This is a genomic window from Citrobacter sp. A316, from assembly GCF_002042945.1.
Classification (GTDB): domain Bacteria; phylum Pseudomonadota; class Gammaproteobacteria; order Enterobacterales; family Enterobacteriaceae; genus Citrobacter; species Citrobacter portucalensis.
In genome coordinates this window covers 112,997-125,390 of record NZ_MVFZ01000009.1, presented here as the reverse complement: position 1 = coordinate 125,390, position 12,394 = coordinate 112,997, and the positions used below count along the sequence as shown (strand labels likewise).

The 12,394-nt window shown below is 50.9% G+C and carries 13 protein-coding genes; 4 read left to right on the top strand and 9 right to left on the bottom strand.

The window, feature by feature from the left end:
- Positions 1–4: 4 nt before the first annotated feature.
- Positions 5–793 carry a DmsC/YnfH family molybdoenzyme membrane anchor subunit gene (locus tag BZK41_RS12940; protein ID WP_079938382.1) on the top strand — a complete coding sequence of 263 codons (789 nt, stop codon included), beginning with the start codon at positions 5–7 and terminating at the stop codon, positions 791–793.
- Between the two features lie 39 nt (positions 794–832).
- Here the strand turns inward: BZK41_RS12940 and yajL are convergent, their stop codons facing one another.
- Together yajL and panE are read right to left on the bottom strand one after the other, a co-directional pair.
- Positions 833–1,423 carry a protein deglycase YajL gene (gene yajL, locus BZK41_RS12935; protein ID WP_079938381.1) on the bottom strand — a complete coding sequence of 197 codons (591 nt, stop codon included), beginning with the start codon at positions 1,421–1,423 and terminating at the stop codon, positions 833–835.
- Complete coding sequence (panE, locus tag BZK41_RS12930; protein ID WP_079938380.1) at positions 1,386–2,297, bottom strand: 2-dehydropantoate 2-reductase; 912 nt, start codon at positions 2,295–2,297, stop codon at positions 1,386–1,388. Before panE ends, yajL begins: the two co-directional genes overlap by 38 nt.
- A gap of 174 nt (positions 2,298–2,471) precedes the next feature.
- On the opposite strand from panE, the gene BZK41_RS12925 reads away from it, so the two are divergent.
- Positions 2,472–2,963 (top strand): YajQ family cyclic di-GMP-binding protein, encoded by a 492-nt coding sequence (locus tag BZK41_RS12925; protein WP_003831002.1) that lies wholly within the window; start codon positions 2,472–2,474, stop codon positions 2,961–2,963.
- A gap of 46 nt (positions 2,964–3,009) precedes the next feature.
- On the opposite strand, the gene BZK41_RS12920 is transcribed toward BZK41_RS12925, so the two are convergent.
- On the bottom strand, positions 3,010–4,374 hold the full coding sequence (locus BZK41_RS12920) for an MFS transporter (protein ID WP_079938379.1): 1,365 nt from the start codon (positions 4,372–4,374) through the stop codon (positions 3,010–3,012).
- A gap of 235 nt (positions 4,375–4,609) precedes the next feature.
- On the opposite strand from BZK41_RS12920, the gene BZK41_RS12910 reads away from it, so the two are divergent.
- Complete coding sequence (locus BZK41_RS12910; RefSeq protein ID WP_079938378.1) at positions 4,610–4,984, top strand: DUF1493 family protein; 375 nt, start codon at positions 4,610–4,612, stop codon at positions 4,982–4,984.
- Between the two features lie 168 nt (positions 4,985–5,152).
- Positions 5,153–5,476: a DUF1493 family protein gene (locus BZK41_RS12905; protein WP_071696878.1), complete on the top strand. Its 324-nt coding sequence runs from the start codon at positions 5,153–5,155 to the stop codon at positions 5,474–5,476.
- A 57-nt stretch (positions 5,477–5,533) separates the two neighbouring features.
- Here the strand turns inward: BZK41_RS12905 and cyoE are convergent, their stop codons facing one another.
- The 6 genes from cyoE to ampG form a co-directional block, all read right to left on the bottom strand.
- Complete coding sequence (gene cyoE, locus BZK41_RS12900; RefSeq protein ID WP_100194043.1) at positions 5,534–6,424, bottom strand: heme o synthase; 891 nt, start codon at positions 6,422–6,424, stop codon at positions 5,534–5,536.
- An 11-nt stretch (positions 6,425–6,435) separates the two neighbouring features.
- On the bottom strand, positions 6,436–6,765 hold the full coding sequence (locus BZK41_RS12895) for a cytochrome o ubiquinol oxidase subunit IV (RefSeq protein ID WP_079938377.1): 330 nt from the start codon (positions 6,763–6,765) through the stop codon (positions 6,436–6,438).
- Positions 6,765–7,379, bottom strand: coding sequence for a cytochrome o ubiquinol oxidase subunit III (locus BZK41_RS12890; RefSeq protein WP_003831007.1), 615 nt, complete (start codon positions 7,377–7,379; stop codon positions 6,765–6,767). The genes BZK41_RS12895 and BZK41_RS12890 overlap by 1 nt, the downstream gene beginning before the upstream one ends.
- Positions 7,369–9,360, bottom strand: coding sequence for a cytochrome o ubiquinol oxidase subunit I (cyoB, locus tag BZK41_RS12885; protein ID WP_003831008.1), 1,992 nt, complete (start codon positions 9,358–9,360; stop codon positions 7,369–7,371). Before cyoB ends, BZK41_RS12890 begins: the two co-directional genes overlap by 11 nt.
- A gap of 19 nt (positions 9,361–9,379) precedes the next feature.
- Positions 9,380–10,327, bottom strand: coding sequence for a cytochrome o ubiquinol oxidase subunit II (gene cyoA, locus BZK41_RS12880; RefSeq protein ID WP_032942534.1), 948 nt, complete (start codon positions 10,325–10,327; stop codon positions 9,380–9,382).
- Between the two features lie 584 nt (positions 10,328–10,911).
- Entirely contained in the window at positions 10,912–12,387 is a 1,476-nt protein-coding gene (ampG, locus tag BZK41_RS12875; RefSeq protein WP_063941308.1) for a muropeptide MFS transporter AmpG, read from the bottom strand.
- Positions 12,388–12,394 lie beyond the last annotated feature (7 nt).

The window sequence follows — 12,394 nt, the reverse complement described above, 5'->3', positions numbered from 1 at the left end:
AGAAATGGAACACTATGAATTGCCATTAGTCTTTTTTACGGTCTTTGCTCAATGGGGGATTGGTGGTGTCCTGGCACTAACGTTGTGTCAGAATTTTGGCACGCTGAAATTCAATGCTGAACAATATCGTCGGCTGGCGCTGTTATTTTGGGTCATCACTGTGCTGGGTTCTTTGGCATCCCTTGTACACTTGGGAACACCTACTGGCGCATACCGCTCAATAGCTGGGTTGGGAATATCCTGGTTGAGCCGGGAAGTGGCGGCATTTATCGTATTGAATGCCGTGATATTTTGTTGGCTAGCGCTATGCTGGCTCAAGCCTGAGCACCCTGGAGTGAATCTTCTGGGTGGCGTAACGGCGCTTGTTGGTCTTGTGTCAATTTTTGTGACGTCTCAGGTCTATTATCAAATGGCACTACACCCGCTTTGGCATACTCTGGCCACGCCGCTTGGCTTTCTGGCAACGGCGGTGTTGCTGGGTTTTATGAGTGTGGCGGTGGCAGGTGGCTATTGGCATAAATCCTCTTCACCGGTGTGTAATGCAGGGATCATAATTGGAATCGTGTTGACGGCGAGCGGGTTGTGGTTTCGCTATCATGTGCCTGGTGCTGATGCGTCAAGTCCTCTGCTATGGTGGCAGCTATTTTCCAGCATCTGTGTTGCTGTGTGGGGAATATCGCGTCTGAAATATAGCCAGCAGAGTTGGGTATGGGTCGTATTAATGGCGACGGGTGAACTGGCGGGAAGAATGTTGTTTTATAGCAACGTTATGAGCGGAGCACCTTGGTTTTAAATCTTTTACCGGATGGTTTCAACCATCCGGTAAGCATGTTTATTCGTAGTAGTTATAGATTCCCGCGGCCATCACCAGTTGTGATGCCACCTCGTAAGCTTTTTCGCGACTCACCAGCAGATCAATGATTTTTAGACCGAAATCGATGGAAGTCCCCGGTCCCTGACTGGTTAACAGGTTGACACGTGGATCCCATACGACGCGCTTGTCCTGCCACTGATCGGCGGGAATTTTGTCTTTCAGCGCCGGAAAACCGGTCATGTTACCGATGGGGAAAATATCGTGTGGGACGAGGACGGTGGCGGCAGCGGCGCAAATTGCCGCGACAATGCGCCCGGAGCGATGAAACTGTTTCACGGTTTCGACCAGTAGAGGGCTGTCGCGAAAACACTCGGCGCCTTTAATACCGCCCGGCAGCACGATAATGTCGAAATCGCCGTCAGCAACTTCGACTAATGGTGCATCCGCCAGCAGCTTTACTCCGCGTGAGCACACAATAGTCAGGCCACCATCGCTGGCGACGCTGGCGGTTGTGACCTTAATTCCGCCGCGAACCAGCAGATCGATAGTGGTGACCGCTTCGGTCTCTTCACTACCAGGGGCGAGACATACCAGTGCTTGAGCGCTCATACTCACTTTCCTTTCTCTTAACCATTTCAAACAGGTGGGCATTTTCCGGAACGGCGATGCCGTGCGCGCGGGCGCGTTTTAACAAATAACCGGTAATGTAGTCGATCTCAGTATGGCGCAGGGCACGAATGTCTTGCAGCATCGATGAGATATTTTCCGCCGTACTGTCAATCACTTGCTCGACATAATTGCGTAAATCATCCGCTGATGTGTGGTGGCCTTCGCGTTCAATAACCGCGGCCACTTCCTCGCAGATGAGTGCTATTTTTTCAGGATGATGACGTAACTCGCCGTTTGGGCAATCCCATAATGCGGTCAGCGGGTTAATGACGCAGTTGACGGCCAGCTTGCGCCACAACTCGGCACGAATAGTGTCGTGCCAGGCGACATCCGGTAGCACTTCTTGCAGGACTTCAGCCAGATAACTGAAATCACCGTCTTGCTCACGTGCGGGACCAATCCTTGTGGTTCCCTGAGCGACATGAATGATGACGTTGCCGTCACGGCGTGCCGCGTGGGTGGTGGTGCCCATCAGCAGAGGTTGCTTAATGCTATGCAGTTCCTCAATTGTCCCCATGCCGTTGTGAATCAAGATAATGGGTGTGGTTTCAGGCAGGATTGCAGCCAGGCCTTTTACCGCATCAGAAACCTGCCAGGCTTTCAGGGTAACCAGCAGCAGGTCGCTTTTTGCCAAAAAGTCGGGGTCGTTTGCCGTCAGGGATTCATTAAAAACTGACCCGTCCGTGTCGATCAGGTTTACGCTGCAATAGGGTTGCGGTACGCGTAGCCACCCCTGCACCTCATGTCCATGTTTGCATAGCGCGGTAAGCCAAAGCTGTCCTAGCGCTCCACATCCCAGTACGGTAATTTTCATTCTTCCTCCTCACCTGCAACAGCACCAGGTGTTAATCCATATCGGCCGTACCCCATTATTGTTCGCAGGTATCAGTACCACGTACAATTAAAGGATACAGCCTAGTATAGCGCTGTCTGTTGTGTAACTTTGCAGGTATTATGCTTCGCATCAAAAATGAAGGGAGAGGAAAAGATGCCATCTTTCGATATTGTTTCTGAAGTTGATCTTCAGGAAGCCCGTAACGCGGTAGATAACGCCAGCCGCGAAGTGGAGTCACGCTTTGATTTTCGTGGCGTTGAAGCGACTTTTGAGCTGAATGAGTCAAATAAGACGATTAAGGTGTTGAGCGAGTCTGATTTCCAGGTCAATCAGCTGCTGGATATTTTACGTGCCAAGCTGCTGAAACGCGGCATTGAAGGCACGTCGCTGGACGTACCAGAAACCTTCGTGCACAGCGGTAAAACCTGGTTTGTTGAAGCTAAGCTGAAACAAGGCATTGAAAGCGCAGTGCAAAAGAAAATCGTTAAGCTGATCAAAGACAGCAAACTGAAGGTGCAGGCGCAGATTCAGGGTGAAGAAATCCGTGTAACCGGCAAGGCGCGTGACGACCTGCAATCCGTCATGGCACTGGTTCGCGGCGGCGATCTCGGTCAACCGTTCCAGTTCAAGAACTTCCGCGATTAAGTCGTTATGTCAGATGGCGTGAGCCGCCATCTGACAAATCTCATCTTTACGCCTGGCTGATGGCCTGCTCAACCTCAAATCGATTGGTGACTTTGCTGTCGATTTTCACGTAGGCCGAATGCTCTTTCGCCACAATTAAGACTTCGCTTATCCCTTCTTTTGCCAGCAGGCGCTGCTTTAACGTGTCATCGGCGGCAATCTCCGGTGGAATTTCCACACGCAGGCTGCTGACATACGGCGGCTCTTTCATTGTACTTGCCACAACTAACCAAACTGCCGCCAGAAGCGCACCGGCCAGGAATACGGCCTGACCATCAAACATTTCAACCACCCAACCGCCGAGCGAACCGCCAATCGCCACGCCAAGAAACTGGCTGGTGGAGTAAACGCCCATCGCCGTGCCTTTATAGCCAGCCGGAGACTCTTTACTGATAAGTGAGGGGAGGAGGGCTTCCATCAGGTTGAAGGCGAGGAAGAATATCTGTACGCCGGCAATCAGCCCCCAGAAATGAATGTTTGCGCTCCACAATACAATCTCTGCAATAAGTATCAGTAACACGCAGGCGAGGAACACGCGTTTCATCTTGCGCTTCACTTCGGCGTAAATGATGAACGGCACTACGGAAACAAAGGACAGCAGCATCGTCACCAGATAAATTTTCCAGTGCTCTGCGGCGGGGAAGCCCGCTTTCGCCAGTTGGCCTGGTAAGGCGACGAATGTGGACATCAGCAAAATATGCAGGCACATGATGCCAAAATTGAGCTTCAGCAGTTTGGGCTCCGCCAGCACTTTGCTGAAGCTGCCTTTTACCATGCCCGACTCGCGGTTCAGCACGTGGGTAGTGCTATTGGGAACGACCCAAATGGTTAGCACAATACCCGTGGTAGCAAGAGCTGCGATCATCCAGAACAGCGCGTGTAGTCCCAGCGCATGGGTAACGATTGGTCCTAGCACCATCGCAATGGCGAAGGTGATACCAAAGCTGACGCCGATAAACGCCATCGCTTTGGTACGGTTTTGCTCACGGGTTAAGTCGGAAAGCAGCGCCATTACGGCAGCAGCAATTGCGCCAGAACCTTGTAGGGCACGACCAAGAATAATGCCCCAGATTGAATCGGAGAGGGCGGCAATTATGCTGCCGAGAACGAATACCGCCAGCCCGCCAACAATAAGCGGCTTACGACCAATGCGGTCAGAGAGCAGACCAAAGGGGATTTGGAAAACGGCTTGCGCCAGACCATATATGCCGATGGCAAGGCCAATTAGCGCTTCGCTGGCACCCTGTAGCGCCATACCGTATGTGGTCAGAACCGGCAGGACCATAAACATGCCAAGCATGCGCAACGAGAATACGGTCCCTAAACCCCAGGTGGCGCGCAACTCACCGGGCGTCATTTTGTAATCGTTCATTCCCACCTCTGTATTAATTTCGCGCCTAGTGTAAAGCGGGGAAGGAGTGCGGTAAACCTCTACGATATGTGGAATTGTGTTGTGGGATAATTGAAATAATTACATATGCAACTAATTTACTTGTGATAATTACGGGTGTAGTCTTTTTGTGGTTGTTTCTAATGGAAAGAGGGAAAAGGAAAATGGTATTTCGCGATAAATATAACCCATTGCTTCAAGCTGATGTTTGTATTCAATGGACATCATTCTAGTGAGTATTCAAGACGATGTGTTAAAAATTTTCAGGGAAGAAATACCTGGATATTTGGATGAAAACTGGAAGGAGGTTCCTTTAGAACTCGACACAGATTTATTCGATGAGCCACGAGACGATCTCTCAGATGCAATTGAAGAGTTCCGGAAAGTATTCAACGTTGATTTATCGGAAGTAGACTGGACCCGCTATTTCCCCTGGGAAAACACGCCACTTTTGGCACGATGGTTCAAGGTTAAACGGGAGGAGGTTGAAGCAACACGTTTACCTTTAACCGTAAGGATGTTTGCGGAGTCAGCAGAGGAGGGGAAATGGTTGTTTGAGATCTGGCCTGATGAGCAAAAAGACGAGACCTGACGCTCTCAAAATCACGTAGTAAGTAAAAAGGGTGCCGAAGTACCCTTTTAGCATTCGCTGAATTTACCCAACCCAGGTCAACAGGTTGTGTGAATTATGCATCATAAAGTCTAATGATATCATCATATTAGTACGACCCAAAGATCGCATACAGTGGACATCCTTCTGATGAGAAATTATGAAGCTGAAGTTATTGAGTACATCATGAAGAATTACCCAATCAGGGAACGTTGGTTCAGACCTGGTCTTAAGCAGGTCACTAAAGAATGGACCCTTGAGGATGATTTTCAGTTTGTTCCGGAAGATGCGTATGATTTTTTAGCTGATTTATTTGAGCATTTTGATATTGAATACTCGAAGTTTGATGGAAGGAATTATATTGAACAAGAATACCCTTTCTGGCGAAAAGATCCTCCTGAAATTGAGTTAAAGCCTTTGACAGTAGGTATGATTATCGAGTCAGCCAAGGCTGGGAAATGGCTCTATGACTGAATAATATTCCTGCCAATAAAAAGGGTGCCGGAGCACCCTTTTCGTATCTGCAGATTCTTACCAGACGTAAGTCAGCAGGTTCTGCGAGTTTGGCACCATAAAGTCAACGGACATCATCACGGAAAGCGCGGTAATGGCGATGATGGAGAAACCGAACAGCTTGCGCGCCCAGACTCTGTCATCTTCCACTTTATAACCGCGCAGCGCCATGCCCAACCACCAGACGCTCACCGCCGCTGCAACAATCAGGTATTTATAACCTGCATAGCCGCCCAGGGTTAGCATCAGCGTGGCGATAGCAAACGCCACGATGTACAGCGTGATATGGTTCTTCGCGACCGAAATACCTTTCACCACCGGCAGCACCGGGATGTTGGCAGCCTGATAATCCTTGAAGCGGAAAATCGCAATCGCGTAAGAGTGCGGCATCTGCCACAGGCTGAAAATAGCCAGCAGAATCAACGCACCGCTATCGAACACACCGGTTACGGCACAGTAGCCAATCACCGGCGGCGCAGCGCCGGAGAGTGAGCCAATCAGCGTACCGTAAACGGAATGGCGCTTCATGTACAGGCTATAAACGCCCACATAGACCACGAAGCCCATTACCCCCAGCCAGCAGGCCAGAGGGTTCGCGCCAAACCACAGCAGCATAAAGCCAGCAATACCCAACAGGGTGGCGTATACCAGCGAGACCGCAGGGGAAATCAGACCTTTAACCAGCACGCGGTTTTTGGTCCTCTCCATCTTCCTGTCGATATCCCTGTCGATGTAGTTGTTAAATACACAACCCGACGCCACAACCAGTGACACCCCAACCAGCGTGTAGATAAACAGGGGATAATCAATGCTGCCTTTTGAGGCCAGCAGGAATCCCCCAATCACCGAGATCAGGTTGCCAAAGATGATGCCTGGTTTCGTTACTTGCAGGTATTGCTTAAACATCATAATCGCCGCTCTTAGTGCATCATCATGTTGTAGTTAAGGTTCCACATAATCCAGATGGAGCCCACAACCAGGATGGCGATGATTAGCACAGTAAAGACGAAGGCCGTCATGTTCCAACCTTCATCAGATTTGCTATTCATGTGCAGGAAGCACACCAGGTGCACCAGAATCTGTACCACTGCCATTACCAGAATAGTTCCCAGAATGACGGCCGGAGAGGCAGAACCTGTCATCACCATCCAGAACGGAATGACCGTCAGGATGATCGACAGGATAAAACCTGTCATGTAGGTTTTTACGCTGCCATGGGATGCGCCGCCGCTCTCGTTAGAATGACTCATTACATCGCCCCCATCAGATAAACAACAGTGAACACACAGATCCACACCACATCAAGGAAGTGCCAGAACAGGCTCAGGCACATAATGCGGGTACGGTTAGTACTGGTCAGGCCGCGACGAGCAACTTGCACCATCAGCACTGCCATCCAGATAAGACCGGAGGTGACGTGCAGACCGTGCGTGCCGACCAGCGCGAAGAACGCAGACAGGAAGCCACTGCGATCCGGGCCCATACCGTTAACAATCAGGTGATGGAATTCATAGAGTTCCATCCCGATGAATCCGGCACCGAACAAGAAGGTCAACGCCAGCCAGGAGATAACCTGGCTCTTGTTGTTCTTGTACATGGCAATCGCTGCCATGCCGTAAGTAATGGAGCTGAATAACAGCAGGAATGTTTCAACCAGAACGAATGGCAGTTCAAAAATGTCCTTACCTGTCGGGCCACCTGCGGTGCCGTTCACCAGAACGGCATAGGTTGCAAACAGAATAGAGAACAGAATGCAGTCGCTCATCAGGTAGACCCAGAATCCGAAGATCTTGGTCTGGCCTGCATCGTGGTGCCCGTGTTCGTGCGCGTGGGCAGTCGCGTGCGTTAAAGTATCAGTTGCCATTTTTCAGCCCTGCCTTAGTAATCTCATCGAAATGCTGGTTTTCCAGTTTTTCGACTTCCGGGACCGGCACGTAGTAATCCACGTCTTCATCAAAGCTTTTCACAATCCAGCTGATGATCATGCCTGCGAAGCTTGCAATCGCCAGCCACCAGATATGCCAGATCATGGCGAAACCAAACAGTGTTGCAAAAGCGGTAATGACGATACCGGCACCGCTGTTCTTCGGCATATGAATTTCTTCATAGTGCGCAGGCTGCTTGTACGCTTCACCTTTTTCTTTCATTTCCCAGAAGGCATCACGCTCGTGAACGTGCGGCACAACGGCAAAGTTATAGAACGGAGGCGGGGAAGAGGTTGCCCACTCCAACGTACGACCACCCCATGGGTCACCGGTCAGGTCACGGTTCTGCTCGCGGTCGCGAATAGAAACGAAGATCTGAATCAGCTGGCACAGGATACCCAGTGCAATCAGCGCGGCACCGCAGGCGGCAACGACCAGCATCGGATGGAACTGCGGATCAATCTGCTGGCTGAGGCGACGGGTCATACCCATGAAGCCCAGCACGTACAGCGGCATAAATGCTACGAAGAAGCCGATGATCCAGAACCAGAATGCGCGTTTACCCCAGGTTTCGTTCAGCGTGAAGCCAAACGCTTTTGGCCACCAGTAGGTCATACCTGCGAAGCATCCAAATACGACGCCGCCGATGATAACGTTATGGAAGTGCGCAATCAGGAACAGACTGTTGTGCAGAACGAAGTCCGCACCCGGCACCGCCAGCAGTACACCGGTCATGCCGCCGACTGAGAAGGTGACGATAAAGCCAATCGTCCACAGCATTGCTGAGTGGAATACGATACGGCCCTGATACATGGTGAACAGCCAGTTGAAGATCTTCACCCCGGTCGGGATGGCGATAATCATGGTGGTGATACCGAAGAAGGCGTTTACGTTAGCGCCTGCACCCATGGTGAAGAAGTGGTGCAGCCAAACAACGAACGACAGAACGGTGATACACACGGTTGCCCACACCAGCGAGGTGTAACCAAACAGACGTTTACGCGAGAAGGTTGCCGCGATTTCGGAGAACACACCGAAGACTGGCAGAACCAGAATGTACACTTCCGGATGGCCCCAGGCCCAAATCAGGTTGATGTACATCATCATGTTGCCGCCCATATCGTTGGTAAAGAAATGGGTGCCCAGATAGCGATCCAGGGTTAGCAACGCGACGGTAACCGTCAGGATTGGGAAAGAGGCGATAATCAGGATGTTCGCGCACAGAGATGCCCAGCTAAACACCGGCATCTTGAACATGGTCATTCCTGGTGCACGCATCTTAATGATGGTCACAAAGAAGTTGATACCGGTCAGGGTTGTACCAATACCGGACAACTGGACTGCCCATATCCAATAGTCGACCCCGACGCTTGGACTGTACTCTATTCCCGAAAGTGGCGGATACGCCAGCCAACCGGTCTGCGCGAATTCACCCACGCCCAGAGAAAGGTTAACCAGGATTACGCCGACAACGGTGAACCAGAAGCTCAGGTTGTTCAGGAACGGGAATGCAACGTCACGTGCGCCGATCTGCAGCGGAACCACCAGGTTCATCAGACCGATAACAAATGGCATTGCTACGAAGAAGATCATAATCACGCCGTGAGCCGTGAAGATCTGGTCGTAGTGGTGAGGAGGCAGGAAGCCTGCTTCACCTGCAGAAGCCAGCGCTTGCTGACTACGCATCATGATGGCGTCGGCAAAGCCACGAATCAACATGACGATTGCGACGATGACATACATGATGCCAAGGCGTTTGTGGTCAACCGAAGTTAGCCACTCTTTCCACAGGTAGGTCCACTTACCGAAGTAAGTGATAAGGCCCAGTAAGGCCGCACCACCGATGATAATGGCAGCAATCGTAACCATGACAATAGGTTCATGGAACGGCACTGCATCCAGCGTCAATTTTCCGAACATCGTATTCTTCCTCGGCCCCTTAGTGAGCGGATTCCGCGTGGCTCATGTCCATGCCTTCCATGCCTTCGTGTGCACTGTGCTCACCTTCGGGTTGGGTCATGTCCATGCTCTTACCGTGAGCCATAAATTTGTTAATAACGTCTTTAAACAAATCCGGTTTCACGTTGGAGAAATATTCCACCTGGTTGTATTCGCTTGGCGCAGCCACTTTCTCGAACGCAGCCATGTCGCTCATGGTGTTCGTGGACTGTTTAGCTTTAGCAACCCATTGGTCGAATTCGGCGCGGTCCTTTGTTGCGATAGCCTTGAACTTCATACCGGAGAAGCCTGGTCCGCTATAACTTGCGGAGATACCATCATAAGTACCGACTTCGTTGGCGATCAGGTGCAGTCGAGTCTGCATACCGGCCATGGCATAAATCTGGCTACCCAGACGCGGGATAAAGAAGGAGTTCATCACGGAGTTGGAAGTCACTTTGAATTCAACCGGAGTATTCGCCGGGAAGGCGATTTCATTCACGGTAGCGATACCCTGTTCCGGATAGATGAAGAACCATTTCCAGTCCATGGAAACCACTTCGATGGTAATGGGCTTCTCGTCATGCGCCAGCGGTTTGCTTGGCTCAAGAGCGTGAGTGGTTTTCCATGTCAGCACAGCAAGGAAAATGATGATTAAGATCGGCACCGTCCAGACCACAGCTTCCACTTTATTGGAGTGTGACCAGTTCGGGCTGTACTTCGCATCTTTATTGCTTGCACGATACTTCCAGGCAAAACCAACAGCCATCAAGATGGCGGGAATAACGACAATCAACATCAGGCCAAATGCCGTCAGTATCAATGACCGTTGTTCCAGTCCAATCTGTCCTTTAGGGTCAAGCAGCGCAGAATTACAGCCACTGAGTAATGCAGTGCCTGCAATTAATGACAACCATCCCAAACTTTTATTGTATTTCCTGAGTCTCATTTAACGACCTCAATTCCACGGGACCGGGTGGCGTTTAAAGTGTGAGGGCATTTTACGGGAAGGTTACATTACTGTAAACATCTCTAGATCTGTGTTACTGGGTTCTGCCGTGCATGTCACATATGTTGCAATATATGTCGCTTTGGCTTTAAGAACCTGTTGCAACATCACGTTATAACGAAAGCGGGCAGGTGGAGGGCGTACTGAGGGCAATTGGTATAACCAATACGAAAATAAAACAATTGCTTAACAATTGATTATCAATAAAAGGACAATTGAAGAACAAAAAATAAATCTATCGTGGCTGAATCGAGTAAGGAAAATAGTATATATAAAAGGCGTCAATAATTTCCAAATTCTTTGGCGCACAAAATAACAAATATTATTTTTAGCAGTTGTTGCTTATTTCGCCGTTATAATTACGCAGGGTGATTACAACGACCAAATATGCTCGTCATACTTCAAGCTACGGGTGTGTTGGCTTTCCTCGCTCACCCCAGTCACTTACTTATGTAAGCTCCTGGGGATTTGCTGCGTCGCCGCCTTCCCGTAACTCGAATTATTTAGAGCATAAATACGCAACATCACGCCAGACGGGTTTTACGCAGTGCCAGATAATCCAGCAATCCACCAAAAACGACCCCGCAGACTGCGACCACCACCGAGACTTCAAGCAGTTCTGGCAGGAAGGAGAAGTTGGTGTAATCCAGCGCGTTCATGGTTAACAGCAGCAGCCAAACCAGCAGCAGGCAGCAGCCCGCAACCAGCGTCATTAATGCCAGACTGTACGCCCCACGAAATTCCGTGCGTGGAATAAAGCTCTCATTTTGCCAGCTATGTTCCAGAGTCTGGCGGCATACCAGCAGCAGTATCAGACCGGGAATCGCGGCAAACACCGAGAACAGATAAAACGTCGGCCAGCCGTGTGCTTCGACAAACCAACCCGCTACCGGGCCAACGTAAACGCGGCCAACGGCAGAAAGCGCGGAGAGGAGGGCGAACTGGGTCGCTGAGAAGGACTTATTGCACAGCGTCATTAATAAGGCGACAAATGCTGCCGTGCCCATTCCACCGCACAGGTTTTCAAAGAAGACGGCGGCCGCCATGCTGAACATGTGTTTGTCCGTGATGGACAGTAGCCAGTAGCCCGCATTTGACGCCCCTTGCAGGATGCCGAAAATAAGCAATGCGCGGAACAGCGAAAGGCGCTGCATCAGGATCCCGCCGTACAGCGCGCCAACAATGGTAGCCAGTAGCCCCAGTGTTTTATTCACCACGCCAACTTCACCGGCATCAAACCCAACGCCACGGATTAAAAAGGTGGTGGTCAGGCTCATGGCGAAGGCATCCCCGAGCTTATACAGCACAATAAGCAGTAAGATCAGCCAGGCGTTGTTACGACCAAAGAAGTCGCGCAGCGGAGCCGCAACCGCCTGTTCCAGCGTTTTAGGCACCGGAATGGTGTCAGTCGGTTCGGGTGCTAACAGGGTGGCGATGATACAAGGAATCAACAGCGCAGCCATCAGCCAGTACATCCCTTGCCAGCCCAGCCAGCGATCGGCCATCCACAGGGCCAGTCCGCCTGAAACCAGCATCCCTAATCGATAGCCCAGCACGCTGATCGCCGCGCCGGTGCCGCGGTCTTCAGCGGGCAATACGTCGGTTTTCCAGGCATCAAAGACGATATCCTGCGATGCAGAGCAAAATGCGATCACTACTGCGAGTGCAGCCATCCAGCGTAACTGTGTGCCAGGCTCCAGAAAGCCCATCGCGGCGATAGAAATTAACAACAGCACCTGGGTCGCCAGCAGCCAGCCGCGACGTCGACCTAAAAACGGTGGCGTGTAACGGTCCATCAACGGGGACCAGAGAAACTTAAATACGTAGGCCTGACCGACCAGGGAAAAGAAACCGATGGTTTTAAGATCGATATTCTCGACCGTCATCCATGCCTGAAGCGTACCGGAGGTGAGTGCGAGCGGTAAACCGGAGGCGAACCCCAGAATGAGCAGGATAGCTGAGCGTGGCTGCTGAAAAATACGTAAGTAATGACTGGACATGGGCTTC

Bases quoted from the DNA above. Each gene is read 5' to 3' on its own strand.
- BZK41_RS12940 (WP_079938382.1), top strand. From the start codon at position 5: ATGGAACACTATGAATTGCCATTAGTCTTTTTTACGGTCTTTGCTCAA.
- yajL (WP_079938381.1), bottom strand. From the start codon at position 1,423: ATGAGCGCTCAAGCACTGGTATGTCTCGCCCCTGGTAGTGAAGAGACC.
- panE (WP_079938380.1), bottom strand. From the start codon at position 2,297: ATGAAAATTACCGTACTGGGATGTGGAGCGCTAGGACAGCTTTGGCTT.
- BZK41_RS12925 (WP_003831002.1), top strand. From the start codon at position 2,472: ATGCCATCTTTCGATATTGTTTCTGAAGTTGATCTTCAGGAAGCCCGT.
- BZK41_RS12920 (WP_079938379.1), bottom strand. From the start codon at position 4,374: ATGAACGATTACAAAATGACGCCCGGTGAGTTGCGCGCCACCTGGGGT.
- BZK41_RS12910 (WP_079938378.1), top strand. From the start codon at position 4,610: ATGGACATCATTCTAGTGAGTATTCAAGACGATGTGTTAAAAATTTTC.
- BZK41_RS12905 (WP_071696878.1), top strand. From the start codon at position 5,153: ATGAGAAATTATGAAGCTGAAGTTATTGAGTACATCATGAAGAATTAC.
- cyoE (WP_100194043.1), bottom strand. From the start codon at position 6,424: ATGATGTTTAAGCAATACCTGCAAGTAACGAAACCAGGCATCATCTTT.
- BZK41_RS12895 (WP_079938377.1), bottom strand. From the start codon at position 6,765: ATGAGTCATTCTAACGAGAGCGGCGGCGCATCCCATGGCAGCGTAAAA.
- BZK41_RS12890 (WP_003831007.1), bottom strand. From the start codon at position 7,379: ATGGCAACTGATACTTTAACGCACGCGACTGCCCACGCGCACGAACAC.
- cyoB (WP_003831008.1), bottom strand. From the start codon at position 9,360: ATGTTCGGAAAATTGACGCTGGATGCAGTGCCGTTCCATGAACCTATT.
- cyoA (WP_032942534.1), bottom strand. From the start codon at position 10,327: ATGAGACTCAGGAAATACAATAAAAGTTTGGGATGGTTGTCATTAATT.
- ampG (WP_063941308.1), bottom strand. From the start codon at position 12,387: ATGTCCAGTCATTACTTACGTATTTTTCAGCAGCCACGCTCAGCTATC.